Source organism: Leucobacter weissii (assembly GCF_017565745.1).
Lineage (GTDB): Bacteria > Actinomycetota > Actinomycetes > Actinomycetales > Microbacteriaceae > Leucobacter > Leucobacter weissii.
The window spans coordinates 191,764-216,164 of record NZ_JAGDYM010000005.1 but is presented as its reverse complement, the minus strand read 5'-3'; the positions used below and the strand labels follow the sequence as shown (position 1 = coordinate 216,164).

Below are 24,401 nucleotides of genomic sequence, written 5' to 3'. Positions count from 1 at the left end.
TCGGCGCGAATGGGTAGGCTGGTCGCATGACGGATCCCAGCGCGAACTCCCCCGGCAACTACGGCCCCGCCGGCATCGATCTCGCCGAGCTCGACCCGGCGATCCGCCCCCAGGACGACCTGTTCCGGCACGTCAACGGCAGGTGGATCGAGCGCACCGAGATCCCCGCCGACAAGGCGCGCTACGGATCCTTCGCGGTGCTGGCCGAGAACGCCGAGGCGGCCGTGCGCGACATCATCACCGGACTGTCGGCTCCCGCCGCGGCCGACGATGCCGCGAAGATCGCGGCGCGCGGTGTCGATGACGCGGCGAAAATCGCCGCGTTGTATCGCAGCTTCATGGACGTGGAGCGGATCGACGCGCGGGGCGCCGCCCCCATCGCCGACGACCTCGAGCGGGCGCTCGCGGTGGCCTCTATCGACGAGCTCGTGAGCCTCGTCGCGCGCCTGGAGCGCGAGGGCCTCGGCGGATTCTTCGGCCTCTACGTCGACAACGATCCGGGCGATCCGCACCGCTACATCGTGTTCGTGCTGCAGGGCGGCATCGGCCTGCCCGACGAGTCGTACTACCGCGAGGAGCAGTTCGCCGAGATCCGCGAGCAGTACCGCGCCCACATCGCCCGCATGCTGGAGCTCGTCGGGATCGATCCGGGCCGGGCCGGGCGCCTGGCCGGGGACGCCTACGAGCTGGAGCGCCGCATCGCCGCCACCCACTGGGATCGGGTCGACAGCCGAGACATCCAGAAGCTCTACAACCTGCGCAGCTTCGCTCAGCTGCAGGAGCTGACCCCCGCGCTCGACTGGCGCGCCTTCCTCGCGGCCTCGGGCGCTCCGGAGGCCGCCTTCGCCGAGGTCGTCGTCGGCCAGACCGACGCCGTGGCGGGGCTCGCCGGGCTGCTGGTCGAGGAGGAGCTGCCGGCCTGGCGCGCCTGGCTCGTCTGGCAGATCGTGCGCGGCTCGGCGGCGCTGCTCTCACAGGAGATCTCGCGGACCAACTTCGAGTTCTACGGCACCGCGCTCACGGGCGCGCCCGAGCAGCGGGATCGCTGGCGCCGCGGGGTCTCGTTCGTGGAGGGCGCCGTCGGCGAGGCGGTCGGCCGGCTCTACGTCGAGCGCCACTTCGACGAGTCCGCCAAGGCGTCGATGGACGTGCTGGTCGAGCATCTGATCGAGGCCTACCGCGAGTCGATCCTCGCGCTCGACTGGATGGGCGAGGAGACCAAGCAGCGCGCGCTCGAGAAGCTCGAGAAGTTCACCCCGAAGATCGGGTATCCGGTGAAGTGGCGCGATTACTCCTCGCTGGAGGTCGACGCCGAGGATCTGCTCGGCAACTCGCGCCGGGTGGCCGAGTTCGAGTTCGCCCGCGAGCTCGGCAAGGTCGGCAGGCCCATCGACCGCGACGAGTGGTTCATGACGCCGCAGACGGTCAACGCCTACTACAACCCCGGCTTCAACGAGATCGTGTTCCCCGCCGCGATCCTGCAGCCGCCGTTCTTCGACGCCGCCTGGGATCCGGCCGCGAACTACGGGGCGATCGGCGCCGTGATCGGGCACGAGATCGGCCACGGCTTCGACGACCAGGGCTCGCGCTACGACGGCGACGGCAAGCTCAGCGACTGGTGGACGGAGGAGGATCGCGCGGCCTTCGAGACCCGCACGAAGGCGCTGATCGCGCAGTACAACACGCTCTCCCCCGAGGGCGCCGACGGCCAGACGGTCAACGGCGAGCTAACGATCGGCGAGAACATCGGCGATCTCTCCGGGCTCGAGATCGCGTGGAAGGCGTACCTCATCTCACTCGACGGCGAGGAGCCGCCCGTCGTGGAGGGGGCGCGGACAGCAGAGCAGCCCGCACCCAAGCACGGTCCTCATGGTGAGCCCATCATCGATGGGCTCACCGGCGCCGAGCGCTTCTTCCTCGCCTGGGCGCAGGCCTGGCAGCAGAAGTCCCGGCCCGAAGAGACGGTGCGCCTGCTCACGATCGACCCGCACTCGCCGAACGAGTTCCGCTGCAATCAGATCGTGCGCAACCTCGCGCCCTTCCACGAGGCCTACGGCACGCAGCCGGGCGACGGCCTCTGGCTCGACCCCGCAGAGCGGGTCGGCATCTGGTAGGCCGCCGCCAAGCGCGGGATCATCCCGGGGGCGTCTGGCCCGTGTAGAAACCGTAGGTGGCGTCGGCGCCGCGCGCCGCGGTCCCGGGATCGGCGCCCGCGGCGGCGTGCGCCTCGCCCCAGCGGTCGGCGGCAGACCGGTAGAAGGATCTGCCCTCGTCGGTCAGGGCCCACGCGGCCGCCTCTGCCGGCGAGATCGCGCCCTCGGATGCGCCCAGGTGGAGCGCCAGCCCGAGCAGGCCCCCGTCCCAGCCCACGCCCGTCGCGCCCGGCCCGAAGGTGTCCCACATCTCGGCAGGCACATCGGCCACGCGGGCGATGTGCTCGAGCTCGAATCGGGTGCGATCCGGTCCCTGTTCGGTGAGGCGCACGGTCAGCCAGGTCACTCCCCCGCCGAACTCCCAGGTCACCCGGTATTCCGCGGTCCCGTCGCTCGGGGGTGCGCAGGCGAGGATCTCTCCACCGGCGTTGCCCTCGAACTGGTAGCGACCGCCGAGGCTGAGGTCTCCGCTGACCGGGAGGAACCAGCGCGCGATGCGCTCGGCGCTCGTGGCCGCATCCCACACGTCTTCGATGCCGGCGGGATACTCCTGGGTGAGCGTCTGGATGCGCGACGGCTCGCCATCCATCTGCTCGGTGCGCAGTTCGCGCACCACTCCGTCGATCTGCTTCGGTACGTCGACCATGATCATTCCTTGTCTCTGCGGGTGTTCAGGGGACGGGAGGTCTGTCGTCCTCGGGAGCGGGCCGGGCCGGGCGCTCGGCGGCGTCCCGCTCGGTCGCGAGGCGACGCTGCCGCGCGCCGCGCGCGAGCTCGGTTCCGAGTGCTGCGAGCGGGCCGCGCCAGTATCGCTCGAAGGGGCTCAACCACTCGCTCGCCTCGCGAGGCCCCTGCGGATCCACCGCGTAGAGTCGCCGGGTGCCCTCGGGCCGCACGGTCACGAACCCGTTCTCGCGCAGCACCCGCAGGTGCTGGGAGACGGCGGGCTGGCTGATCCCGAACTCCTCCGCGATGGTCTTCGCGATCGCGCCGGCCGGAGCCTCGCCCGGAACGACCAGTTCGAGGATGCGCCGTCGCACCGGGTCTCCGAGAACATCGAGGGCGTGCACGCCGTCCATTATTCATCAACTGCTTATATAAGTCAAGACAAAAACTCATCTGCCACCGCCCCGGCGCGACTGGTAGGATGCCTCGCATGGGAAATCTGATCAGCGCGTTCGCGACGACGCGCGTCTTCCCGATCCGCGACCGCCGCGCCTGACGGCGCGCTCGATCCGCACGCATCAGCGCGCCGTCCATCCGAGACCCCGGCGCCTCGGAACGGCGATGCCCGTCTGCAACTCGCTGACCGATCCCGTGACCGGAATCGGGACATACGGCGCGCAAAGCGGTGCTTTGCACCGAGCGCCTTGGTCCCCGCACCCTCGTCCGAGGCGCTCCCCGACTCGATCTTGGAGCGCACCCATGCCCCGTTCCCTTCACGGCGGCCGACACGAACTCGGCCAGAACTTCCTCACCCACCGTCCCACCGTCGACCGCCTCGCGAGTCTGGTCTCGCGGTCCTCCGGTCCCATCCTCGAGATCGGCGCCGGCGACGGCGCCCTGACCCGCGCGCTCGCGCGACTCGGCCGACCCCTCACGGCCATCGAGATCGACGAGCATCGGGTCGAAGAGCTGCGGCGATCGCTCGGGGGCGTGCGGGTCGAGCACGCCGACGCGCTGCGCTATCCGCTGCTCGCGCCCGTGCTCGTCGGCAACATCCCCTTCCACCTGACCACCCCGCTCCTGCGCCGTCTGCTCGTCACGGGCGCCTGGGAGCGCGCGATCCTGCTCACCCAGTGGGAGGTCGCCCGCAAGCGCGCCGGAGTGGGCGGCGGCACCATGCTCACCGCGCAGACAGCCCCCTGGTTCTCCTTCGAGCTCCACGGACGGGTGCCATCGTGGTGCTTCCGGCCGCGTCCGAGCGTCGACGGCGGGATCCTCGGCATCAGCCGGCGCGAGCGGCCCCTGGTCGCCGCGGCCGAGCGCGGCGCGTACGAGCGCTTCGTGAGATCGCTGTTCACGGGACGGGGCCGCGGCCTGGGCGGCGCGCTGACGCACGCCGCCCGTCTGAGCCGCGGCGACGCGCTCCGGCTGATCCGGCGCGCGGGGATCGACCCCCGGGCGCTGCCGCGCGATCTCGACGCCGCGCAGTGGGCGGCGCTGTGGGCGGCGCTGCGATCCTGAGCGGATCGGCCCACAGCGCCGCCCCGCCATCCTGCTCACGGTACTCTCCGCCCCCCCCCCGAGACAGCATGCCTTTCGCGAAACAGCACGCGTCAGGCGGCACAACCCATGCTGTCTCGCGAAAAGCATGCTGTCTCGCGGGGGCGGGAGGGGCGGGGACTGCGGGAGGCGTCAGGGGCGCGGCGCGCAGTCCCGGCAGGCCGCCCCGGGATGCCGCTCGCACGCGACGAAGCGCGTGCGGCACGCTCCGTCCGCGCAGTCGGCGAGCCGGTTCGACGGCGCTCCGCAGAGCGCGCAGCGACCGAGCACCGCGGCGCCCGGGGCGAAATCGATCGACTCGCGCCCGTCGAACACGGCGAGCGATCCCTCCCAGAGTCCGGAGTTGCCGAAGGCCTCGCCGTAGCGCACGACCCCGCCGTCGAGCTGGTAGACCTCGGCGAAGCCGCGGCGGCGCATCGCGGCGGAGAGGATCTCGCAGCGGATCCCGCCGGTGCAGTAGGTGACGACCGGACGGTCCTTGATGGCGTCGAAGTCGCCGCGGTCGATCCGCCCGATGAAGTCGTGGGTGGTGCGCACCTCGGGCACCACGGCTCCGCGGAACCGCCCGATCTCGGCCTCCCAGGCGTTCCTCCCGTCGAAGAAGACCACCTCGTCCCCGCGCTCGTCGACCAGTGCGTTCACCGCCTCGGGGGTCAACCGAACCCCGCCGCCGACCACCCCGCGCCCGTCCACCCGGGTCTCGTCCGGAATGCCGAAGGCGACGAGCTCGTCGCGCGCCTTGACGCTGAGCTTCGGGAAGTCGGCGCTGCGGCGCCAGGGCGCCGAGCGATCCTCGCCGTGCAGCAGCTCCGGTGCGTCCGGTTCGAAGCCGCTGCCGTCGCTCCACTTCGCCTCGAGCCCGGCGAACGGAGCATACTCCCGGGTGCGCCGCAGGTAGCGCTTGCAGGCGTCGAGCTCGCCGCCGACCGTGCCGTTGATGCCGTGCGGCGACACGATGACCCGGCCCCGGAGGCCGAGGGAACGGCACAGCTCCAGCTGCCAGAGGCGCACCGCCTCCGGGTCGGAGATCGGGGCGAAGGCGTAGTACAGCAGGATCTTCGACTCGGGCACCCCACCATGCTACGCCCGCCCGATCACGGCCTCGGCAGTGCGCGACAAGGGGAGCTGCGGGACGACGGTGCCCGCGCGCGGAGCGCCCTCAGACCGAGGTGAGCCGCTGCTCGCCGGCCTCGCGGACGACGTCGATGCGCTGCTGCTGCTCGGGCGAGCGCGCCAGGGCCGGAACCGCCTCGTGCTGATCGTTGACGATCACCACGTCGTGATCGACGTGGTCCGCCATCGCGTGCACGGTGTCGATGAAGTCGCGCCGGCGGATGGCGTCGAGGATCCGCTTGTGATCCAGCTCCACCTCCTTCGCGGAGGCCACATTGGCGAGCCTCCCGCGGTGGGCCGGCGAGCGGAGCTGATCGTTCGTCCCGGCGTAGAGGGCGGCCAGCAGACGGTTCTTCGCCGAGTCGAAGAGCAGGCGGTGGAAGCGGCTGTCGAAGGCGGTCGCCTCGGCGCCGCTCAGCAGCACGGGGCAGCGGGTGCATCCCTGCTCGTCCCGGATCGCCTGTTCGAGCGCGGCGAGGTCCTCCTCGCTGCGGTGGATCGAGGCCTGCTGCGCCGCCTCGATCTCGAGAGCTCGCCGGTAGCTCAGGATCTCCTCGAGCGTGAAGTCGTTGAGGAACTGGTTGAGCAGGGTGCTGGTGGGCGCCGCGGAGCGGACGAAGGTGCCGCGCCCGGGCAGCGTCTCGAGCATGCCGATCGAGGCCAGGGAGCGCACGGCCTCGCGAACGGTGCTGCGGCCCACCCCGATCTGCTCGGCGAGCTCGGGCTCGATCGGGATGCGGCTGCCCACCGGCCAGGTTCCGGTCGTGATATGGCGGCGCAGATACGCGAGCGTCTTGCGCGCTCGCTCGGATCCGGTTGCAGCGGCCATGCCATCACCTCGCTTCGACCTCGGGGGCCCCGGCGTCGGTCGGGGCACTCGTGTGCGGCCAGTATAGCGAGTCGTCCTGTTCACGCCGTAGTCTTGAGTCATCTGAACGAGGTCGGAGCAGACAGGAGCCGCAGATGACGCACGCGAACCCCGCCCGCGGAGTGATCGATCCCTACGCGTCGATGCGCCAGGTGCCTCATTTCGAGGTGACGAGCGCCGACATCCAGGACGGCGAGCCCCTTCCCGCGGAGATCTACGGCTTCGACTCGGGCGGCCAGAACCGGTCCCCGCAGCTCGCGTGGTCGGGGTTCCCGCCCGAGACCCGCAGCTTCGCCGTCACCTGCTTCGACCCGGACGCGCCGACCGGCTCGGGCTTCTGGCACTGGGCGGTGGCGAACATCCCGGCGGGCGTCACCTCGCTGCCCGCGAACGCGGGGGACCCCTCCCGGGGCCTGCTGCCGGAGGGCGCGATCACCCTGCCGAACGAGCTGCGCGCAGCGGAGTTCGTGGGCGCGGGGCCGCCCGAGGGCACCGGCGTGCACCACTACTGGTTCGTGGTGCACGCGCTCGGGGTCGAGCGCGTCGACATCGACCCGCAGGCCACCCCGGCGGTGCTCGGCTTCCTGTTCCGCGACGCGGTGCTCGCCCGCGGCGTCCTGGTGGCGACCGGGGCGTACGGCCAGGCCGCCTGATGGCGCGGCCGCTGGAGGAGCCGGGCGAGGTCCGCGGGCGGCCCGGGATCGAGGATCTCCCGGTGTACGTGCAGGGGAAGAGCGCGCCGGACGCCGTCAAGCTCTCCTCGAACGAGAACCCCTACCCGCCTCTCGGCCCGGTGCTGGACGTCGTGCGGGAGGAGGCCGCCCGGATCAATCGCTACCCGGACATGGGCGCCGTCGAGCTGCGCGGCCGCATCGCGGCGCACCACGGGGTGCGCGCGGATGAGATCGCCGTGGGAACGGGCTCGGTCGAGGTCGCGCAGCAGCTGGTGAACGCCAGCGCGGGGCCGGGCGACGAGGTCGTCTTCGCCTGGCGCTCATTCGAGGCGTACCCGATCCTCGTCCGGATCGCCGGGGCGACCCCGGTGATGGTGCCGCTCGCCCCCGACGAGCGGCACGACCTCGACGCCATGGCCGCGGCGATCACCCCGCGGACGCGCCTGGTGCTGATCTGCACGCCGAACAACCCGACCGGGGCCGTCGTGCGCACCGAGGAGTTCGAGCGGTTCCTCGCCGCCGTGCCGCGCGACGTGCTCGTGGTCGTGGACGAGGCCTACGTGCATTTCGATCGGGATCCGGATTCGATCGACGGGGTGGATCTCTTCCGCCGCCATCCCAACGTCGCCGTGCTGCACACGTTCTCCAAGGCCTACGGGCTCGCGGGGCTGCGCGTCGGGTACGCGATCGCGCCGGAGCGGATCGCGACGAATCTGAGGCGCGTGGCGGTGCCCTTCGGGGTGAGCGGTCTCGCGCAGGCGGCGGCTGCGGCCTCGCTCGACGCGGAGTCGGCCCTCGCGGAGCGCGTGGATCTGGTGGTGTCGGAGCGCGCGCGGGTGCTGGCGGCGGTGCGCGACCGGGGCTGGCGGCCGGTCGAGTCCTCCGGCAATTTCGTCTGGCTGCGCACCGGTGCGCGCACCGATGCGGTCGGGGAGGCTCTGCGCGGCGGCGGCGTCCTCGTCCGCGCCTTCTCCGGCGAGGGCCTGCGCATCACGATCGGCACGCCGGAGATGAACGAGCGCCTGCTCGCCGCCCTGCCCTCCGCGTGACCCGCCCGCGTGCCCGACCGGCGAGGCGCCGGGCCGGCTCTACAGTGGAGGAATGGCAGAGGATCGCGGCGGCACGGAGGAGGATCGCGTTCGCGCGAGCCTGGCCCGCGTCGAGGGCTGGCTCGCCGCGCTGGCTCCCGCCGACGCGACGACGCCGGGGAGCACGGCGCCGGCCGAACGCGAGGAGCACGGGATCCTCGACGGTCTCCGCGACGACGCCGACAGCTTCGACTTCCTGCGGCGGCTGCTCGACGCGCTGGCGGGCGAGGCCGATCCCTTCGCCGCCGCGCTGAGCCTCCGCTCCGCCGCCCAGGAACTGCCGCCCTCGCTGCCGGCCCGGGACCGGCTCGCGGTCCGGGCCGGCGGGCTCGCTTCGCTCGGGCTGCCCTGGGCGGTGCTGCCGCTGGCCCGGCGTCGGCTGCGCGAGCGGGTCGCGCACCTGATCCTCTCGGCCCGGCTGCCCGGCCGGGAACCGGAGCAGACCGACGCGAGGCTGCGGGAGACGCTGCGCGCGAACGCGGCGGCCGGCTTCGACACCCTGCTCGCTCCGTCCGGGGACCCCGTGCTCGGCCCGGAGGGCGCGGCCGACGAGATCGCGCGCCTCGCCGCCCTCGCCGCGCTCCCCGGGGCGACCAGCATCGCCGTGGACCCCGCGCGCGTCGTCCCCGGCGGCTCCTGGTGGTCTCTCGACGCCGACGCCGCGCGCGCCGCGGATCTGGCACCGCTGCTCGACGTCGCCGAGGAGCACGGCACCGTCGTCGTGTTCGAGGGGCACGACCATCGCAGCGCGCTGCTCGCGACCGAGCTCGCGCTGCTCGCGCTCGGGCCGCACGAGCGGGCCGCCGTCCGGGCGGGCGTGCACCTGGCCGCCGACCTGCCGGAATCCGCCGACGCCGCGGAGCGCCTGGCCGCGCTCTCGCGGGCGAGGGTCGCGCGCGGCGGCGAGCCGTTGGAGCTGATCGTCGGACGGGGCGGCTTCGCCGGGCAGGCGCGGATCGACTCCCTGCTGAGCGGTCTCCCGGTGCCCGTCTTCGACTCGGAGGACGAGGCCCGGGCCGGTCTTCTGCGCCTCGTGCGAAAGCTCGCCGGCCACGCCGGCGCGGTGCGCACGGTGATCGCCACCGAGGATCCCCTGCTGCTCGCCGCCGCGACGGTGCTCGCGGAGGCTGCGGCGCGACCGGCCGTGCAGCTGCGGGCCGGGACGGTTCCGGCTCTCGCCCGCACACTCGCGGACCACGGCTTCGCCGTGCGCCTGCGCCTTCCGGTGTTCGCTCCGAAGACGTTCGGCAGCGCCGCGGGTCCGCTCGTCAGGCTGGCCGCCGAGGCGGCCGACCCGGAGTCCGATCTCAGCCGCGCGGCCCGCGTGCTGCACCGAGCGCCGCGGGCCGATCCCGCGGAGCGGGAGGAGCTGGCGCGCGCGTTCGAGCTCGCCGACCGCCCCGCTCCCCCCTCGCATCGGACGCAGCGCCGCAGCCGGGAGTGGAATCCCAGCGAGCGGGACAGCGCACTGTTCTACCGCCCGCCCGCGGAGACCGGCCGTTTCGACACGGGGGGCCTCACCGCCGCGGTGCTCGGACTCGGGGCGGACGACACCGGGCGGATCGTGCTGGAGCCCACCGGGGAGGTGCGCGCCCTGCCGGTCGTCTCGGGAACGGGGTTCGCGAACGAACCGGACACGGATGCATCGAGCGCCGAGAACCGCGACTGGGCGCGACGGCTGCTCGCCCGGGCGAGCGCCGCGCGGGGCGTCGAAGCGGCCGCCGTGGCGCAGGCCCGCGAGGCCGCCGCCGACACCGGCGCCCTGCTGGATCTCGCCGCCGCCGCCGCGGAGCCCTGGCGGGCCCAGCGCGCCGCCGAGCGGAGCATCCGGGTCGCCCGGCTCGCCCTCGGACTCGCCAGCGCGCGCGACCGCCTCATCGAGGAGTCGGTCGCGGAGAGCGGGGCCCCGATCGCATCGGTCGACGCCGACGTCTCCGGGGCGATCGACGCCACGCGCTACCTGGGGCAGCTCGCGGCAGGACTCGGCGCGGTGCGCGGCGCGGAGTTCGTGCCCGGCCGTATCGCCGTCGTCGTCGCCGACGCGGGCGTGCCGCTCGCCGAACGCGCGGAGGCCGTCGCCGCGGTGCTCGCAGCCGGCTCCGCGGCGGTGCTGGTCGCCCATCCGAGCCTCGCCCGCTCCTCGGCGGCGCTCATCGAGGAGTGGCGCGCCGCCGGGCTGCCCGAGGGCACGGTCTCGCTCGCCGTGGCGTCCGAGGCGGCCTCGGGCACGGGCGGTGCGGATGCCTCGGAGGAGACCCCGGACTCGGCGGGCGCCGCCTCGGACCCGCACATCGCGCTCGCGGCCGGGCTCGCGGCCGATCCGAGGGTCGACCGCGCCCAGGTGCTGGGCCGCCGCGAGACCGCGCGCGCCCTGCTCCGGCGCCGCCCCGATCTGAGGGTCGAGGGCCGCTTCCGCGCGCTCGGCTCGACGCTCATCGCGCCGAACGCCGACCTCCCCGCCGCGGTGCGCGACGCCGTCCGCTCGGCGTTCGGGGGCGCCGCCGCCGACGCGCGGAGCGCCCGGGTGCTCGTGCTGCTCGGCTCGGCCGCACGGTCGAAGCGGCTGCGCCGGCTGCTCGCCGACGCCGTCCGCAACCTGCGCGTCGGGGATGCGGCCGCGGCGCCGGAGGCCGCGGGCACCGACCCGCTCGTCTTCGACCTCGGCCCGCTCGCCTCCCCGCCGGGCCCGGCGGGCCTGCGTGCGCTCACGGAGCTCCAGCCGGGCGAGGAGTGGCTGGTCCGGCCCGAGCAGCTCGACGACGCGGGCCTGCTCTGGCGACCGGGCGTGCGCACGGGAGTGCGCCGCGACGCGCGCTTCTGGGCCGACGCGATCGGAGTCCCCGTGCTCGGCGTCGTCTCGGCGCACAGCCTCGACGAGGCGATCCGCCTGCAGGGCGCTCTGGGCGGCGGGTCCACGGCGGCGCTGCACGCGGGCGGCGAGCTCGAGATCATCCCCTGGCTCGACGGGGTGCGGGCGGCGGCGCTCGTCGTCGGCCGGGCCACGGTCGACGCGAGGATCGAGCGGCACCCGGGCGGCGGCTGGGGCGGCGCCGGGACGGGCGGCGATGCCCTCACCGGCGGTCCGAACCGCCTGACGGGCCTCGGATCCTGGCGCTTGCGCGAGGGCACCCCGAGCTCCACGCTGCACCTGCGCGGCCTCGACCCCCGCGTGCGGTCGCTCATCGAGACCGCCCAGTCGTCGCTCGGCTACGAGGAGTTCGACCGCGTCCGCCGGGCCGCGCTCTCCGATGCGCTCGCGTGGCGCACCTCGCTCGGCCGCGTGCACGACGAGGTCGGGCTCGGCATCGAGCGGAACGTGCTGCGCCACCACCCGGTCCACGGGCACGTGCGGCTCGCGGAGCGCGGATCCTCCGCCGAACTGGTGCGGGTGCTCGCCGCCGGCCTCCTCGTCGGCGCGCCGCTGACGGTGTCCACCGGCGAGGTCCTCCCCCCGGAGCTCTCGCGCTTCCTCGAGGAGCAGGAGATCCCCGTCTCGCTGGAGCGCGACGACGACTGGCTGGAGCGCACGGTGGCCACCGAGACGCTCGAGGGCCCCGAGGCGATGGCCGACCGGGTGCGCCTGATCGGCGGCGATCCGCGGCGCACCGCGGAGTGGCTGGGCGGCCTGGATCGGGTGCCGCTCTGGACCGAGCCGGTGACCATGGCGGGACCGGTCGAGCTCCTGGTGTTCCTGCGCGAGCAGTCCGTCTCGATCGCCGCGCATCGGCACGGCTTCGCGGCGCCGCCGCCGGGCGTGGACGAGTGGCTCGACGCCCTCGATGCCCGGGTCGACCCCTGAGCGCCGCGCGCCCCCGCGGCGCTAGGATTGCCCCATGAGCCTCCGCGCCCTCCGCCAACCGACGCTCGCGGCGATCCTCGGCGTCGGCGCGCTTCTGCTCGTGGCCGGCTGCGCACCGGCGTCCACGGCTCAGCCCGCGCCGGCCCCGGAGTCCCCGACGGCTCCGGCTCCGACGGTCGAGCCCACCGCGGAACCGGAGCCCGAGCCGAGCTTCGACGCCTCCGCCCGCTCGATCGACGATCCCGACTCGATCTGGGTGGTCTCCAACAAGCTCCGCCCCCTCGATCCCGCGGATTTCGCGCCCGACGACCTGGTGATCCCGGAGAACGTCGAGAACGAGTGGGGTCAGCCGCTGCGCCGACCCGCCGCACGCGCGGTCGAGAAGCTGGTGGCGGCGGCCGAGCGCGCCGGCCACGGGCTCTGGATCATCAGCGCCTACCGCGACTACGGCACGCAGCAGAGCCTCTACGACGGCTATGTGGCCCGCGATGGGCGGGACGCGGCCGACACCTATTCGGCCCGTCCCGGCCATTCGGAGCATCAGACGGGCCTCGCCGTCGATCTCGACGATCACGGCGACTGCTATCTCGCGGCCTGCTTCGGCGAGACCCCGGCTGGCGCGTGGATCGCCGAGCACGCCCAGGAGCACGGCTTCGTGATCCGCTACCCCGAGGGGTCGGAGGAGATCACCGGCTTCACCTACGAGCCCTGGCATCTGCGCTACGTCGGCGAGGATCTCGCGCGGGAGATGCACGAGACCGGCACCGAGACCCTGGAGGAGTTCTTCGATCTCCCCCCGGCCCCCGGATACGCGGAGTGAGGCCCGATGGCTCCTGAGCAGCGCGCGCGACGCCGCAACCGACTGATCGCGATTCTCGCGCTCGGGGCCCTCGTCCTGAGCACCGTCGTCGTCGGCGCCGTCCTGCTGCTGAACGGCGGCCGCGACGCCGCGCCGGTCTCCTCCGCCCCGATCCCGTCGGCGCCCGGAGCGGGCGAGGAGCCTGCTCCCGAGCCCGCGACGGAACCGGAGGCGGAGCCGCCGATCCGCATCGCGGCGATGGGCGACATGCTGCCTCACGACTCGGTGAACGAGAACGCGAGGCGATCCGAGGGCGGATACGACTACGGGCGCTTCTTCACCGGCATCCTGCCCCTGCTCGACGACGCCGACGCGGTGTTCTGCAACCAGGAGGTGCCGAGCGCCGGAGCCGATCTGGGCATCAGCGGCTACCCGACGTTCAACGCGCCCGCCCAGTTCGCGAAGGATCTGCGCGAGGAGGTCGGCTGCGACCTGATCAACCTCGCGAACAACCACATGGCCGACAAGGGGACCGCGGGGATCGCGGCGACCCGCGAGGTGTGGGACGGGCTCGACCCGCTCTCGATCTCGGGCGCCAACCGCTCGGCCGAGGAGCAGTCGACGATCGAGTACGGCGAGGTCCGCGGCGTGACCACCGCGCTCGTGTCGTTCGCCGAGTACTCCAACGCGCCGGTGGACGGCACGTCTCTGAACATGATGGGAGACACGGCGCTGGTGGAGCGTCTGATCGGCGAGGCGCGGGAGCGGGCCGAGCTCGTCCTGGTCTCGGCGCACTGGGGCACCGAGGACTCGCATGAGGTGAACGAGCAGCAGCGGGCCTTCGCGCAGCGGGTCGCGGATCTCGGCGCCGATGTGGTGCTCGGCACCGGGCCCCACGTGCTGCAGCCCGTGGAATGGCTCGACCGCGAGGACGGCGGCCGCACCCTGGTCTGGTACTCCCTCGGCAACATGCTCAGCACGCAGCTGGCGCTGCCGCAGCTGACGGGCGTGGTGGCCTCGTTCGAGGTCGTTCCCGGCGAGGGCGACGAGCCGGCGACGGTCTCCGACCCCGCGGCCGTGCTGACCTACATGCACTACGAGTGGAGCGCGGAGGAGGAGGCCGCGGGCGACCTGCTCGCCCGCCGCGAGCTGAGCCTGACTCCTCTGTCCACTGCGGATGATCTCCTCCGGCAGACGCGTTTCGGCGTGAGCTCCGCCGATCAGATCGAGGCGATGACCGAGATCCTCGGCTCCGACGTGCGCGTGGAGTAGGGAGGGCGGGTCCCCCGATTCCGCAGCCTGTGCGGAGTCGCGGGACCCGCCCTACTCGCGCCGCATCGGCGTGTGCGGGATCCCGTCCTCGACGAACTCCTCGCCCGAGGGCGCGAAGCCGAAGCCCGCGTACCACCCGGCGAGCTGGGATTGGGCGTGGATGAGGACGGGATGCCCCTCGCAGGCCTCGATCGCGGCGTTCAGGAGCCGGGCCGCGATGCCGCGACCGCGAGAGGACCGTGCCGTGACGACGCGCCCGATCGAGCGCAGTCCCGGCTCGCGGTCCGTCTCGTCCAGGATCCGCACGGTGCCGATCACCTCTCCGCCCTCGCCCGACGACGTCGACGGTTCGGCCCACAGCTGGATCGCGCCCGGCTCGAGGTCGCGACCGTCGAGATCCAGGTACACGCACGCCTGCTCGACGACGAACACCTCCTGGCGCAGCCGGGCGATGCCGTAGAAGGTGCGGGGAGGGATGTCCTCGATCCGGTCCGCCCGATGGAGGACGATGCCGTCTGATCGCGTGCTCATGCACCCATCCTGGCACGGCCGCCGCGGGTGCCCCGGCGAAGACGCCGCGAGCGGGCTCCCGGGCGGGCTCCCGAGGAGACTTCCGGGGCCTGATTTCCCCTGCGCCTGCCGAGGCGGTATTGTTGACTCTTGGCTGTGCCCGGTGCCGGGCGCTTCCCACGGCGGATTACCCGAGCGGCCAAAGGGGGCTGACTGTAAATCAGCTGGCAATGCCTACGGGGGTTCGAATCCCTCATCCGCCACCGACAGGAAATAGCCCCTGACCAGGCACTTAGCTGCCGAGGTCAGGGGCTTTTTCTATTCCATGTGCCGTTTCATGTGCTAGGCCTGGTCGAGAAGGGCTGAGAACCGATTGGCAGCGGCGCGCTGCATGGTCGGGTTCGGGACTGTCAGAAAAACGGTGTGTGAGGGTCCGGCTTGATCCGAAAGGAGATGGCCGTGGCTGACACGACCGAACTATTAGAAGACGAGATCATTGATCCTGTGACCGGGGAAATCATTGATCAGAAAGACCTCGCCGAGCGGCTGCTGGCGCAGGCGAAGGAACAGGGCGTGAGCCTGATCGGGCCGGGTGGCCTGCTGAACCAGCTCACGAAGAATGTCTTTGAGACCGCGCTGAATGCGGAACTGTCCGAGCACCTCGGACATGATCACGGGGGCACCCCGATTGGTGAGAACATGCGTAACGGGACCCGGGTGAAGACGGTGCTCACCGAGATCGGCCCGGTCGAGATCGAGGTCCCCAGGGATCGTGACGGCTCGTTCGAGCCGGTGATCGTGCCCAAGCGGAAGCGCCGACTGGACGGGGTCGACCAGATCGTGCTCTCCCTCAGCGCGAGAGGTTTAACGACCGGTGAGATCGCCGCGCACTTCGACGAGGTCTATGGGGCGAAGGTCTCTAAGGACACCATCAGCCGGATCACCGAGAAAGTCGCCGGTGAGCTCGCGGAATGGGCGAGCAGGCCGTTGGATGCTATCTATCCGGTGATCTTCGTCGACGCGATCGTCGTGAAGGTCCGCGACGGACAAGTCCGGAATACCCCGTTCTATGTCGTCATGGGCGTCACGACGAACGGGGAGCGTGACATTCTCGGGATCTGGGCCGGGGATGGCGCGGAAGGCGCGAGGTTCTGGCTGCAGGTGTTCACCGAGCTGAAGAACCGAGGTGTCGAGGACGTGTTCATCGCTGTGTGCGACGGGCTGAAAGGTCTCCCGGAGGCGATCAACACCACCTGGGAGCAGACGGTCGTGCAGCAGTGCATCGTCCACCTGATCCGCAACTCGTTCCGTTACGCCGGGCGGCAGCATCGGGATGCGATCGCGAAGTCCCTCAAACCGGTCTATACGGCTCCGAGCGAGGCTGCGGCGAAGGATCGGTTCGAGGAGTTCGCGGCCGAGTGGGGTGAGCGGTATCCGGCGATCGTGCAGTTGTGGCGGACCTCCTGGGCGGAGTTCGCGCCGTTCCTGGAGTACGACGTCGAGATCCGCCGCGTGATCTGTACGACCAACGCGATCGAGTCGATCAACGCGAGGTATCGCCGAGGAGTTCGCGCCCGCGGTCATTTCCCGAATGAGGCTGCGGCGCTCAAGTGCCTGTATCTCGTGACCCGGTCGCTTGGCCCAACCGGCGGCGGCAGGGCACGCTGGGTGATGAGGTGGAAGCCCGCGCTCAACGCGTTCGCGATCACCTTCGCCGGACGGTTCGAGAGAACCACTCACTAATGAAACCCGCCGGACCCCACACACCGTTAATCAGACAGACCCAACCACTGAGCCGGCCGTTGTACTTAATGTTGCTATAAGCATGGGCGTTTGATTCCCATGCTCTTCGTTAGTGCGTTGAATCTTGATCATCAGGAACGATTCCTCGCTCGCGGGGTACGACTCAATGGTGGCGTCTTCAAGGACTTGGTAGTCATCACCTATGAGCGCGCCCGTGAGTTCAACTGAACCTGTTTCGTGTGCAGTGGGGTCGGCTGCGCACGATGTGATTGAAGCGAGGCACGTAGCTGCAACAAACAGTATTCGGCGCATGCGGCAATACTAGAGGCATTCGATCCGATTGCATTGCGGGGTTCCGCATTGCCTTGGGGGCAGGTCGCCCCCAGTCGCACCGCTTGCCGCAACACTGCGAACGCGTCTGAAAGAGCGGCTGTAAGTTACCAACACTTGTACCCTCTCCTCATGCACCCAGAAAAACCAGCCTCAGGCATGACGGGTGCCCTCTGCGGGGAGCCCTGGGGCCTTTCCCTCTGGGGTTGCAGGGGTGCGCCTACGCTCGCTCAGCATGTCGTGCCGGTTGTTCTGGAAGTAGGGCAGTGCGTCGAGCAATGCTCTCAATATACTCTTCAGCTGGTGCCTCTACTCGGAACTCCAATACTTCGACGGCGTGCTTCTTCAGTACATCAAGCACCGCGTCTGGAGTGGTCTCGAAGTACTCACGGCGCATATTGACCTGGTTGATTCTGACGTGTGAGAACTCTTTATGCAGCATGTTCTCGATTGCTACCGCGTCGTCAGCGAAGAACAGCGCGTGCACATCAAAGCGGAACGGTACCGAAGCATCTCCGAGTTCGCGAACTCGATCCATCGGGTCGAGCCGTCGAGTCATACCGATCTTGACAACCTTGGGGCCGAACGAACCGACATTCGAGATAACGTAGACGTAGCCGGCCCGGATGTTGGCGACGCGATAGTCGACGTCGACGATCGCGCGTTCGACATCCTCGAGTTTTGCGAGCATTCGCGCGACACCTTCTTCGTCCCCTTTTGCTCGCAAAGCTATGAGGGTCGCTTGGTAGTGGGCCTTCTCTTTCTCAAGGCGCTCTTGCTCGCGTTTGAGTTCTTGTTCTGCCTTGCGCTGTTCTCTGAGCTCAGCGCGACGTTCGCGTTCCAGATCTTTCTCCTGTTGGAGCGCCTTCATGTGACGATGCGCGAGTTCGATCTCCTTGAGCCTCAGACGATGAAACTCGGGAGAGATACGGAGGTCAATCATCTGCCCGTTCTTCGCGATCTGATCGGCGGCTCGAGAGAGCCGAGCCTGCGCGGTCTGCAGATTCCCGGCTTTCGTGGCCTTGATGGCATTTTCTGCCTCCGCGTTGTAAGCGCGGAGCATCAACCGAGTGAGCGCATTCACAAAGCGCTTGCCTTGTGCCGTTGAGTTGTTGAACGTGAAGCTGTAGTTGTAATCGGCTGCCGACTTGTCTCGGATCATGTCCTTGATTCTGCTTCGCACATGCTCAAGTTCCGTAGCAAGCGTTGTGGAGGCTTCTGCCGGATGCTCGAATTCAAAGTAGCCGACATCCTGAAAGTCTCGCGTGGAGGATAGCGCCACTACGTCTCGTTTAAGCTCCGTGATCTTCTCGATGAGCGAGGCCTTCTCACTCTGTCGACGAGAGACTTCCTCCGCGACGTCTGCGTGATACTTATTCAAGCCGTCGAGGCGCTCTTGTCGCCAGGTCGTGAAATCTTCGTACTCGCGAAGGCCGTGACGGTTGATGACATCCTCAAGTGAGCGAATGGTGTCCTGAAGCTGCGAAATCGTCGCTCTGGCTTCCCGCTTCGATAGTCGGTTAACGTCTACTCCACTGAAATCGGTGTGCTCAAGCGTTGACCAGTTGCTTCCGTCCCACCATCGCACCGTGTCGGAACGTGCAGGATCAGGATGGGGGTACCAGCCGGCAGGAACGTCATTGCTCATGAGCGAGAGCTTAGCGAGCCTGTGCGAGGAGCTTGATCGGGGTTATCGATTCGATACGTTCGAGGGGCCAGCTTTCGGACTGAGGCCCCGCTGCAAGTGCGCAAAATTGAAGTAACTTTAGCTCGCTAGAACAAATGATGTCTGCAGAGTAGACTAATTAGTTGGTGGCGAAATGGCCGTTCTGCGTTGAAATTGAGCCGCAGTAGACAAATAGTTGTGGATTGTAATGCAAAATGATGATCTCCCTCTGGGTAAATACGAGTTCCCCTCTGTGGCCACTGACTCGGAGTTGATTATTCGCGCATTCGAGTTGGAGCGCCTCCGAGGCAACTTTGGTGTCACTGCAACTACCCCACCTGAGTTTCTGGTGTCACTTCATACGCTTTTTCAAGTGCTGATGAGTGTTGTGTCTGCTCGTATTGAAGGTAACCGTACAACTATTTATGAGGCAATCCGCGCAATCTCTGAACCGGATCCTTCTGAAGGGCAACGTGAAGTTGACAACATACAAAAGGCCATGAGTTTTATCGATCAGATGGATCCGGAGGGCCCGCTTACTCACGCGATTGTGAGAGAACTCCACCGGATCTCGGTTGATAATTTGACTAGGGAAGGAGATCCCAACCCAGGGAAATATCGAGGGGTGGATGTCGAGATCAGCAAGGCCGATCATCTTCCACCCTCCCATCTACAAGTGCACGCTGAGATGAGTGACTGGTTGGACTTCGCTAATCGTAGTCTGCCAACTTCGCAGCACATGCTCCATGTTGCGATAGCTCATCACAGGTTCTTATGGATACACCCTTTTCGCAATGGAAATGGGCGTGTATCAAGACTCCTTTCATACGCGATGCTTAGACGACACGGCTTCGTAAGCCCGATCGGATTGCGAGCCGTAAACCCAACTGCTGTTTTTGGTAATGACAGAGATGGCTACTACGCCGCTTTGGCCGCAGCGGATAATTTGACAAATCAAGGAACTGTAGAATGGTGCACTTTTTTTGTGCGAGGAATTCATACCGACCTTGAACGGTTGTCGAAGCTTCAAGACTTTGATTTTGTGCAGAACTCCTTGGTTGGCCCTGCAATCGATCGTCTTGTTGCGTCGGGTGGAGCGAGTCTCTCAGAGGCGTATGCACTTAGAATCGCAATGCAGAAAATATTAGTTAGGGCAGGCGATTTGCAACCTGCTTTCCCTGGAACGGCATCTCAGCGATCTATCGCAATTCGAGGGCTGCTGGAGAAGAACCTCCTAGCACAAGAGCGACCAGGTGGAAGAACTTACCACTTAAATCTGCTGGGTGGGAGGCTGGGGCCTCTCCTCGTCCGTCAACTTGATGATCTTGGGTATCTTCCGCATATCCTGAAAGATGATGCTGGTTAACTTGGGATGCAGCTATTGATGCATAATCCCGGAATTATACGGTGGCGATACGTATAGATGGTTGAGCGCCGGAGACCCCGCACCTCTCATGTGCTAGACGATGTGCTACCGGCTGGGTAATTGCTTGTAGCTAGGCGCAGTTATCCACAGATGTACACCTGAGAATCGTTGAAATCATGCGGCGTGAGGTAGCCGCTTGGAGCAGCAAGTTCCCGTGCCCTCGCGAGTTCGAATCCCTCATCCGCCACTCCCGGCCCCCGCTCACGCGGGGGCCTCTCGCATCGGAAGAGGGCTCAACCTGAACCCCAAACGCTGCGCGAAAACGCGCGGCGCGCCGTGGCCGCGCAACGCGATGCGTCGCCCCAAACGGCAGGGCGGGGTTCGAATCCCCCATCCGCCGCTCGATGCCTGCGCCTCCCCGTTCCCGGGACGGCACAGGCATCTCCGCGTTGACGCGGGAGTCGGACCGCCAGCGGCACGGGTGAGCTCGGCGGGTTCGCGCAGTGGACGCAGGATTGGCGAGACGCACCCTAGTCCCGGGACCACACTCCGAGCTCGTTCCCGGAGGGATCCGTGAAATGCAGCCGCCGGCCGCCGGGAAACCCGTAGGGGCCGTCGACGATCGTCCCTCCCGCGCGTTCGATCGCCCGGCCGCTCTCCTCCAGATCCTCGGAGAAGAGGAGCACGAACGGTCCTCCGTGAGGGCGCGCTTCCGCAGCCTCGTACAGCCCTCCGGCCTCTCCGTCCCGCCCGCGGATGCCCGCGTAGCCGGGCCCGTATTCGTTGAACTCCCAGCCGAATGCGGCCGCGTAGAACGCCTTGGCCGCGGCCAGGTCGGTCACGGTGAGCTCGACGTAGTCGATGCGGTGATGCGTTGCGGTCATGATCGGAGGCTAGCACCGACGGGCCGCCCGGCGCCGCGCGGGCCGGTGGATCCGCGCCGAGGGCCGGGCGCGAACCGTCTACGGCCCCGCAAACGACCGTCCGTCCTCCTCGAGCGCCTCGCGCAGCAGTCGGATCGCCTTCGGGCCGACGCCGTGCAGCGCGGCCAGTTCGGCCTCCGTCCGCCCGGAGAGTTCCTCGAGGGTCGATATGCCCTCGGCCGCGAGCGCCGACGTCGCCGGCCTCCCGATGCTCGGCAGATCGCCGAGCCGGGCGGGCAGATCGCGGGTGCTCATGGGCCCGAGTGTACCCGCGGACGAGCGCCTCGGGCGCCGGTCGGTCGATACCGAGCACTTGCCGTTGCACCAGAGATGCAATATCGTGCACCTATGGACTCGGATGCGCAACACCTCGCGACCGCGATCGGCGCACGGGTGCGCGGCGAGCGGACCGCGCGGGGCTGGACGCTGGACCGCCTCGCCGAGGTCGCCGGGATCAGCAGGCGGATGATCGTGAACGTCGAGCAGGGAGCCGTGAATCCGAGCATCGGGACGCTGCTGAGGCTCAGCGATGCGCTGGGGATCGGCCTGCCGTCCCTGGTGGCCCCCCTCGAGGGGAACCGGCCGAAGCTGACTCGCGCCGGTTCCGGCGTCGTGCTCTGGTCGAGCCCGTCGGGAGGCCGCGCCGTGCTGGTGGCCGGGACCGAACCGCCCGACGTGGTGGAGCTGTGGGAGTGGCTCCTCGCCCCGGGGGACGCGCACGAGAGCGAGGCGCACGCGAGCGGCACGCGGGAACTGCTGCAGGTGATCGAGGGACGGCTCGCCGTGACCCTCGCGGACGAGTCGTTCGTGCTCGACGCCGGAGACGCCCTGACCTTCGCGGGTGACGAGGCGCACGCCTACGCCAATCCCGGCACGACGACCACCCGCTTCTCCATGACCGTGTACGAGCCCGGCGTGGGCGCCGGCCGACGAGGGGAGTCCTCTCATGTCTGACCGCTCCCCGAGCCGGTGCGCCGCGGTCGACCGCGCCTCCGTCGCCCCGGAGGTCTTCGCCCTCCGGCCGGACTACCGGGTGCTGCTGGTCGCCGCAGCCGGGATCGCACCGGGGCCCGGCGATGCGGCGAGCGAGGCGCTGTTGAGCGATGCCGAAGCGGCCGCCCGGCGCGCCCTGGCGGACCGGGAGGTGACCGGGATCCCGCAGGTCTCGGCCTGGCGCGAGGCCTACCGCGCGTTCGGCGCGAATCCGCAGCGCACCCGGAACAGCCTGGAGGCTCTGCTGCGCCGCGCCGCATCTGGCTTGCCCCGGGTCAACCGGCTCACCGATACCTACAACGCGATCTCGGTGCTGCACCGGGTGCCGCTCGGCGGGGAGGATCTGGATCGCTATCGCGGCGCCCCGAGACTCGTCCGAGCGACGGGCTCGGAGGAGTTCGACACCCTCGCGGACGGCGAGCCCGTCCTCGAGCACCCGGAGCCCGGAGAGGTGGTCTGGCGCGACGATGCGGGGGTGACCTGCCGGCGGTGGAACTGGCGGCAGGGCCGCCGCACCGCGCTCTCCCGGGAGACCACGACGGCGCTCTTCATCCTCGACGCGCTCGAGCCGATGAGCGACGGGGCGCTCCGAGCCGCGGCGGAACATCTCGTCGATGCGCTCGATGCGACGGCGACCGTCGACTCGCGTCTGATCGCGGCGCCATGAGCGCGCGGATCCCGGGAACCGGGCTGCCGCCCTGGTCGATGGCGGTCGCGGCGATGCTGATGATCCAGCTCAGCAGCGCGCTCTCGGTCGGTCTCATCGCCGAGATCGGAGCGGCCGGCACCTCGTGGCTGCGCCTGACCATGGGCGCGGTGGTCCTCGTCCTGATCGCCCGCCCGCCGCTGCGGCGGATCCGGCGCGGGGATCTGGCCCCGCTCATCGGCCTGGGCATCGCGAGCGGGCTCATGACCACCGCGTTCCTCTCGGCGATCGAGCGCATCCCCCTGGGCACCGCGGTCGCGATCGAGTTCCTCGGCCCGCTCTCGGTCGCCGCGCTCCGCGGCAGCGACCGCCGGATGCTCGTCTGGCCGCTGCTCGCCCTGACCGGGGTGATCCTGCTCACCGAGCCGTGGCAGGGCGGGATCGATGCGCTCGGCATCGCCTGGGCGATGCTGGCGGGCGTCGGCTGGGGGGCCTACATCCTGCTGACCCAGCGCGTCGGGGATCGCTTCTCGGGCATCAGCGGGCTGTCGATCACCATTCCGATCGCCGCCGTCGTGACCGCGGCCGTCGGGGCGCCCCAGGCGTTCGGGCAGCTCGACGCGCGGGTGCTGCTGATCGCGCTCGGCCTCGCCCTGCTCTCGCCGGTGCTGCCCTTCGGGCTCGAGATGCTCGCCCTGCGCCGCATGACCCACACCGCGTTCGGCACGCTGATGGCCGTCGAACCGGCGATCGGCGTGCTGATCGGCGCGGCGGTGCTGCACCAGCTCCCCTCTCCGGTGCAGTGCGCGGGCATCGCGCTGGTCGTCCTCGCAGGCGCAGGCGCGCAGCGGCGGGGCGTCCGAGCCGCCGGCCCCGACGCGGCGGCACCGGAGAGCCGCGCCGGGCGGGGGCCCGATTCGAGACCCGAACCGAAACCCGAGCCGGAGGAGGCGCCGTGAGCACCCGACCGAGATACAGCTCCACCTTCATCTTCGAGACGAAACGACTGGACGACCGGTTCCATCGCCTCGACGACGAGATCGCCGAGCGAGCGCGACGGATCCCGGGCTTCCTCGGCGAGGAGGCCTGGCACGACGAGGAGACCGGCCTGCACGCCGAGGTGTACTACTGGTCGAGCCTGGAGTCCCTCGGCGAGCTCGTCGGCATGGACGCCCACGGCGTGGCGAAGCGCCGCCATACGGAGTGGCTCGGCCGGTACCGCGTCGTCATCGCGGAGGTGCGATCCGTGTACGGCGATCCGGCCCTCGGCCTCGCGCACGTCCCGGACGGAGCGTAGCCGATGTCCCCGGGCGCGCCGTTCACCGGCCTCAGCGCCTTTCCGCTCACGCCCCTCGCCGACGACGCCGTCGACGAACCCGCGTTCGTCCGCATCGTGGAACGGCTCGCTACGGCCGGGGTCGACTCGATCACCGCGCTCGGGTCCACCGGATCCTACGCCTACCTCTCGCGCGAGGAGCGCGCCCGGGTGGCGCGACTGGCGGTCGACCACTCGGGAGGCGTGCCGGTGATCGTCGGCGTCGGCGCGCTCCGCACCTCCCGGGTGCTCGAGAACGTCCGCGACGCCGAGGCGGCCGGCGCCCGGGGCCTCCTGCTGGCGCCGGTGAGCTACCAGCCGCTCGCCCCGGAGGAGGTGCTCGAGCTGTTCCGGGCCGTGACGGAGCACACGGACCTGCCGGTGATCGTGTACGACAATCCCGGCACCACCGGCTTCGCCTTCACGACCGGCCTCTACGCCCGGATCGCCGAGCTGCCGGGGATCGCCTCGATCAAGATCCCGGGCGTGCCCGAAGACGCCGCCGCCGCTCGCACGCGCGTGCGCGAGATCCGCGACGTCGTTCCCCGCCGCGTCACGATCGGGATCTCCGGCGACGCGCGCGCCGCGACGGGCCTGAACGCCGGCTGCGACGCCTGGTACTCGGTGCTCGGGGGCATCCTGCCCCAGCCCGCGCTCCGGATCGCCCGCGCGGCTCAGGCCGGAGATGCCGGCGAGGCGGAGGCCGCGTCGGCGCGCCTCGCGCCGATCTGGCGGCTGTTCGCCGAGTGCGGCGGAAGCCTGCGCGTCGTCGCGGCGATCGCGGAGGATCTGGGGCTCGCAGCACGGGACTGCCTGCCCCGGCCCCTTCTCGGTCTGAGCGCTCCGCAGCGGAGCCGCGTCGCCGCGGCCCTGCGCGAGCTCGCTCTCGGCGACTGACCCCGACGGAGGGGGCGGCG

The 24,401-nt window shown here is 69.8% G+C and carries 22 protein-coding genes and 1 tRNA gene; 15 read left to right on the top strand and 8 right to left on the bottom strand.

Annotated features, from left to right (window positions below):
- Window positions 1-26 precede the first annotated feature (26 nt).
- On the top strand, window positions 27-2,114 hold the full coding sequence (locus J4H92_RS05505) for a M13 family metallopeptidase (RefSeq protein WP_208096953.1): 2,088 nt from the start codon (window positions 27-29) through the stop codon (window positions 2,112-2,114).
- Window positions 2,115-2,133: 19 nt separating this feature from the next.
- Here the strand turns inward: J4H92_RS05505 and J4H92_RS05500 are convergent, their stop codons facing one another.
- Both J4H92_RS05500 and J4H92_RS05495 read right to left on the bottom strand, forming a co-directional pair.
- Complete coding sequence (locus tag J4H92_RS05500; RefSeq protein ID WP_208096950.1) at window positions 2,134-2,799, bottom strand: SRPBCC domain-containing protein; 666 nt, start codon at window positions 2,797-2,799, stop codon at window positions 2,134-2,136.
- 25 nt (window positions 2,800-2,824) lie between these two features.
- On the bottom strand, window positions 2,825-3,223 hold the full coding sequence (locus tag J4H92_RS05495; protein WP_208096948.1) for a metalloregulator ArsR/SmtB family transcription factor: 399 nt from the start codon (window positions 3,221-3,223) through the stop codon (window positions 2,825-2,827).
- Window positions 3,224-3,578: 355 nt separating this feature from the next.
- On the opposite strand from J4H92_RS05495, the gene erm reads away from it, so the two are divergent.
- Entirely contained in the window at window positions 3,579-4,340 is a 762-nt protein-coding gene (gene erm, locus J4H92_RS05490; RefSeq protein WP_208096946.1) for a 23S ribosomal RNA methyltransferase Erm, read from the top strand.
- Window positions 4,341-4,511: 171 nt separating this feature from the next.
- Here the strand turns inward: erm and J4H92_RS05485 are convergent, their stop codons facing one another.
- Window positions 4,512-5,450, bottom strand: coding sequence for a rhodanese-like domain-containing protein (locus J4H92_RS05485; RefSeq protein WP_208096944.1), 939 nt, complete (start codon window positions 5,448-5,450; stop codon window positions 4,512-4,514).
- A gap of 88 nt (window positions 5,451-5,538) precedes the next feature.
- Window positions 5,539-6,321: a FadR/GntR family transcriptional regulator gene (locus tag J4H92_RS05480; RefSeq protein ID WP_208096942.1), complete on the bottom strand. Its 783-nt coding sequence runs from the start codon at window positions 6,319-6,321 to the stop codon at window positions 5,539-5,541.
- A 134-nt stretch (window positions 6,322-6,455) separates the two neighbouring features.
- Here J4H92_RS05480 and J4H92_RS05475 point away from each other — a divergent pair, with 134 nt between their 5' ends.
- Genes J4H92_RS05475 through J4H92_RS05455 form a run of 5 tightly spaced genes read left to right on the top strand, consistent with a single transcriptional unit; the run spans window position 6,456 to window position 13,992 of the window.
- Window positions 6,456-7,013 carry a YbhB/YbcL family Raf kinase inhibitor-like protein gene (locus J4H92_RS05475; protein ID WP_208096940.1) on the top strand — a complete coding sequence of 186 codons (558 nt, stop codon included), beginning with the start codon at window positions 6,456-6,458 and terminating at the stop codon, window positions 7,011-7,013.
- Window positions 7,013-8,083 carry a histidinol-phosphate transaminase gene (hisC, locus tag J4H92_RS05470; RefSeq protein WP_208096938.1) on the top strand — a complete coding sequence of 357 codons (1,071 nt, stop codon included), beginning with the start codon at window positions 7,013-7,015 and terminating at the stop codon, window positions 8,081-8,083. Before J4H92_RS05475 ends, hisC begins: the two co-directional genes overlap by 1 nt.
- Window positions 8,084-8,135: 52 nt before the next feature.
- Window positions 8,136-11,921, top strand: a complete 3,786-nt coding sequence (locus J4H92_RS05465) for an aldehyde dehydrogenase family protein (protein ID WP_208096936.1) — start codon at window positions 8,136-8,138, stop codon at window positions 11,919-11,921.
- A 34-nt stretch (window positions 11,922-11,955) separates the two neighbouring features.
- Window positions 11,956-12,741, top strand: a complete 786-nt coding sequence (locus J4H92_RS05460) for a M15 family metallopeptidase (RefSeq protein ID WP_208096934.1) — start codon at window positions 11,956-11,958, stop codon at window positions 12,739-12,741.
- Between the two features lie 6 nt (window positions 12,742-12,747).
- On the top strand, window positions 12,748-13,992 hold the full coding sequence (locus J4H92_RS05455; RefSeq protein WP_208096932.1) for a CapA family protein: 1,245 nt from the start codon (window positions 12,748-12,750) through the stop codon (window positions 13,990-13,992).
- A gap of 51 nt (window positions 13,993-14,043) precedes the next feature.
- On the opposite strand, the gene J4H92_RS05450 is transcribed toward J4H92_RS05455, so the two are convergent.
- Entirely contained in the window at window positions 14,044-14,523 is a 480-nt protein-coding gene (locus J4H92_RS05450; RefSeq protein WP_208096930.1) for a GNAT family N-acetyltransferase, read from the bottom strand.
- A gap of 160 nt (window positions 14,524-14,683) precedes the next feature.
- Here J4H92_RS05450 and J4H92_RS05445 point away from each other — a divergent pair.
- Window positions 14,684-14,765 (top strand) — tRNA-Tyr (locus J4H92_RS05445).
- A 229-nt stretch (window positions 14,766-14,994) separates the two neighbouring features.
- Window positions 14,995-16,245: an IS256 family transposase gene (locus J4H92_RS05440; RefSeq protein ID WP_424960862.1), complete on the top strand. Its 1,251-nt coding sequence runs from the start codon at window positions 14,995-14,997 to the stop codon at window positions 16,243-16,245.
- Window positions 16,246-16,795: 550 nt separating this feature from the next.
- Here the strand turns inward: J4H92_RS05440 and J4H92_RS05435 are convergent.
- Complete coding sequence (locus J4H92_RS05435) at window positions 16,796-18,223, bottom strand: SNIPE associated domain-containing protein (RefSeq protein WP_208096927.1); 1,428 nt, start codon at window positions 18,221-18,223, stop codon at window positions 16,796-16,798.
- A gap of 271 nt (window positions 18,224-18,494) precedes the next feature.
- Between J4H92_RS05435 and J4H92_RS05430 the strand changes: the two genes are divergently transcribed.
- Window positions 18,495-19,607, top strand: a complete 1,113-nt coding sequence (locus tag J4H92_RS05430) for a Fic family protein (RefSeq protein WP_208096925.1) — start codon at window positions 18,495-18,497, stop codon at window positions 19,605-19,607.
- 530 nt (window positions 19,608-20,137) lie between these two features.
- On the opposite strand, the gene J4H92_RS05425 is transcribed toward J4H92_RS05430, so the two are convergent.
- Both J4H92_RS05425 and J4H92_RS05420 read right to left on the bottom strand, forming a co-directional pair.
- Window positions 20,138-20,491 carry a VOC family protein gene (locus J4H92_RS05425; RefSeq protein WP_208096923.1) on the bottom strand — a complete coding sequence of 118 codons (354 nt, stop codon included), beginning with the start codon at window positions 20,489-20,491 and terminating at the stop codon, window positions 20,138-20,140.
- Window positions 20,492-20,569: 78 nt separating this feature from the next.
- Window positions 20,570-20,785: a helix-hairpin-helix domain-containing protein gene (locus J4H92_RS05420; RefSeq protein ID WP_208096921.1), complete on the bottom strand. Its 216-nt coding sequence runs from the start codon at window positions 20,783-20,785 to the stop codon at window positions 20,570-20,572.
- Between the two features lie 93 nt (window positions 20,786-20,878).
- Between J4H92_RS05420 and J4H92_RS05415 the strand changes: the two genes are divergently transcribed.
- Genes J4H92_RS05415 through J4H92_RS05395 form a run of 5 tightly spaced genes read left to right on the top strand, consistent with a single transcriptional unit; the run spans window position 20,879 to window position 24,381 of the window.
- Entirely contained in the window at window positions 20,879-21,484 is a 606-nt protein-coding gene (locus J4H92_RS05415) for a helix-turn-helix domain-containing protein (RefSeq protein ID WP_208096919.1), read from the top strand.
- A complete protein-coding gene (locus J4H92_RS05410; protein ID WP_208096917.1) occupies window positions 21,477-22,190 on the top strand; it encodes a B3/B4 domain-containing protein in 714 nt (237 codons plus the stop codon). The genes J4H92_RS05415 and J4H92_RS05410 overlap by 8 nt, the downstream gene beginning before the upstream one ends.
- Window positions 22,187-23,128, top strand: a complete 942-nt coding sequence (locus J4H92_RS05405; protein WP_243752019.1) for an EamA family transporter — start codon at window positions 22,187-22,189, stop codon at window positions 23,126-23,128. The genes J4H92_RS05410 and J4H92_RS05405 overlap by 4 nt, the downstream gene beginning before the upstream one ends.
- Window positions 23,125-23,466, top strand: coding sequence for a hypothetical protein (locus tag J4H92_RS05400; RefSeq protein ID WP_208096915.1), 342 nt, complete (start codon window positions 23,125-23,127; stop codon window positions 23,464-23,466). The genes J4H92_RS05405 and J4H92_RS05400 overlap by 4 nt, the downstream gene beginning before the upstream one ends.
- 3 nt (window positions 23,467-23,469) lie before the next feature.
- Window positions 23,470-24,381, top strand: a complete 912-nt coding sequence (locus J4H92_RS05395; RefSeq protein ID WP_208096913.1) for a dihydrodipicolinate synthase family protein — start codon at window positions 23,470-23,472, stop codon at window positions 24,379-24,381.
- The last annotated feature ends 20 nt before the right edge of the window (window positions 24,382-24,401 follow it).

Excerpts from the sequence above, each read along its gene's own strand:
- J4H92_RS05460 (WP_208096934.1), top strand. The coding sequence starts at position 11,956 with ATGAGCCTCCGCGCCCTCCGCCAACCGACGCTCGCGGCGATCCTCGGC.
- J4H92_RS05450 (WP_208096930.1), bottom strand. The coding sequence starts at position 14,523 with ATGAGCACGCGATCAGACGGCATCGTCCTCCATCGGGCGGACCGGATC.
- J4H92_RS05405 (WP_243752019.1), top strand. The coding sequence starts at position 22,187 with ATGAGCGCGCGGATCCCGGGAACCGGGCTGCCGCCCTGGTCGATGGCG.
- J4H92_RS05395 (WP_208096913.1), top strand. The coding sequence starts at position 23,470 with ATGTCCCCGGGCGCGCCGTTCACCGGCCTCAGCGCCTTTCCGCTCACG.
- J4H92_RS05425 (WP_208096923.1), bottom strand. The coding sequence starts at position 20,491 with ATGACCGCAACGCATCACCGCATCGACTACGTCGAGCTCACCGTGACC.
- J4H92_RS05500 (WP_208096950.1), bottom strand. The coding sequence starts at position 2,799 with ATGGTCGACGTACCGAAGCAGATCGACGGAGTGGTGCGCGAACTGCGC.
- hisC (WP_208096938.1), top strand. The coding sequence starts at position 7,013 with ATGGCGCGGCCGCTGGAGGAGCCGGGCGAGGTCCGCGGGCGGCCCGGG.
- J4H92_RS05455 (WP_208096932.1), top strand. The coding sequence starts at position 12,748 with ATGGCTCCTGAGCAGCGCGCGCGACGCCGCAACCGACTGATCGCGATT.
- erm (WP_208096946.1), top strand. The coding sequence starts at position 3,579 with ATGCCCCGTTCCCTTCACGGCGGCCGACACGAACTCGGCCAGAACTTC.
- J4H92_RS05435 (WP_208096927.1), bottom strand. The coding sequence starts at position 18,223 with ATGAGCAATGACGTTCCTGCCGGCTGGTACCCCCATCCTGATCCTGCA.
- J4H92_RS05415 (WP_208096919.1), top strand. The coding sequence starts at position 20,879 with ATGGACTCGGATGCGCAACACCTCGCGACCGCGATCGGCGCACGGGTG.
- J4H92_RS05480 (WP_208096942.1), bottom strand. The coding sequence starts at position 6,321 with ATGGCCGCTGCAACCGGATCCGAGCGAGCGCGCAAGACGCTCGCGTAT.
- J4H92_RS05475 (WP_208096940.1), top strand. The coding sequence starts at position 6,456 with ATGACGCACGCGAACCCCGCCCGCGGAGTGATCGATCCCTACGCGTCG.
- J4H92_RS05465 (WP_208096936.1), top strand. The coding sequence starts at position 8,136 with ATGGCAGAGGATCGCGGCGGCACGGAGGAGGATCGCGTTCGCGCGAGC.
- J4H92_RS05420 (WP_208096921.1), bottom strand. The coding sequence starts at position 20,785 with ATGAGCACCCGCGATCTGCCCGCCCGGCTCGGCGATCTGCCGAGCATC.
- J4H92_RS05410 (WP_208096917.1), top strand. The coding sequence starts at position 21,477 with ATGTCTGACCGCTCCCCGAGCCGGTGCGCCGCGGTCGACCGCGCCTCC.
- J4H92_RS05505 (WP_208096953.1), top strand. The coding sequence starts at position 27 with ATGACGGATCCCAGCGCGAACTCCCCCGGCAACTACGGCCCCGCCGGC.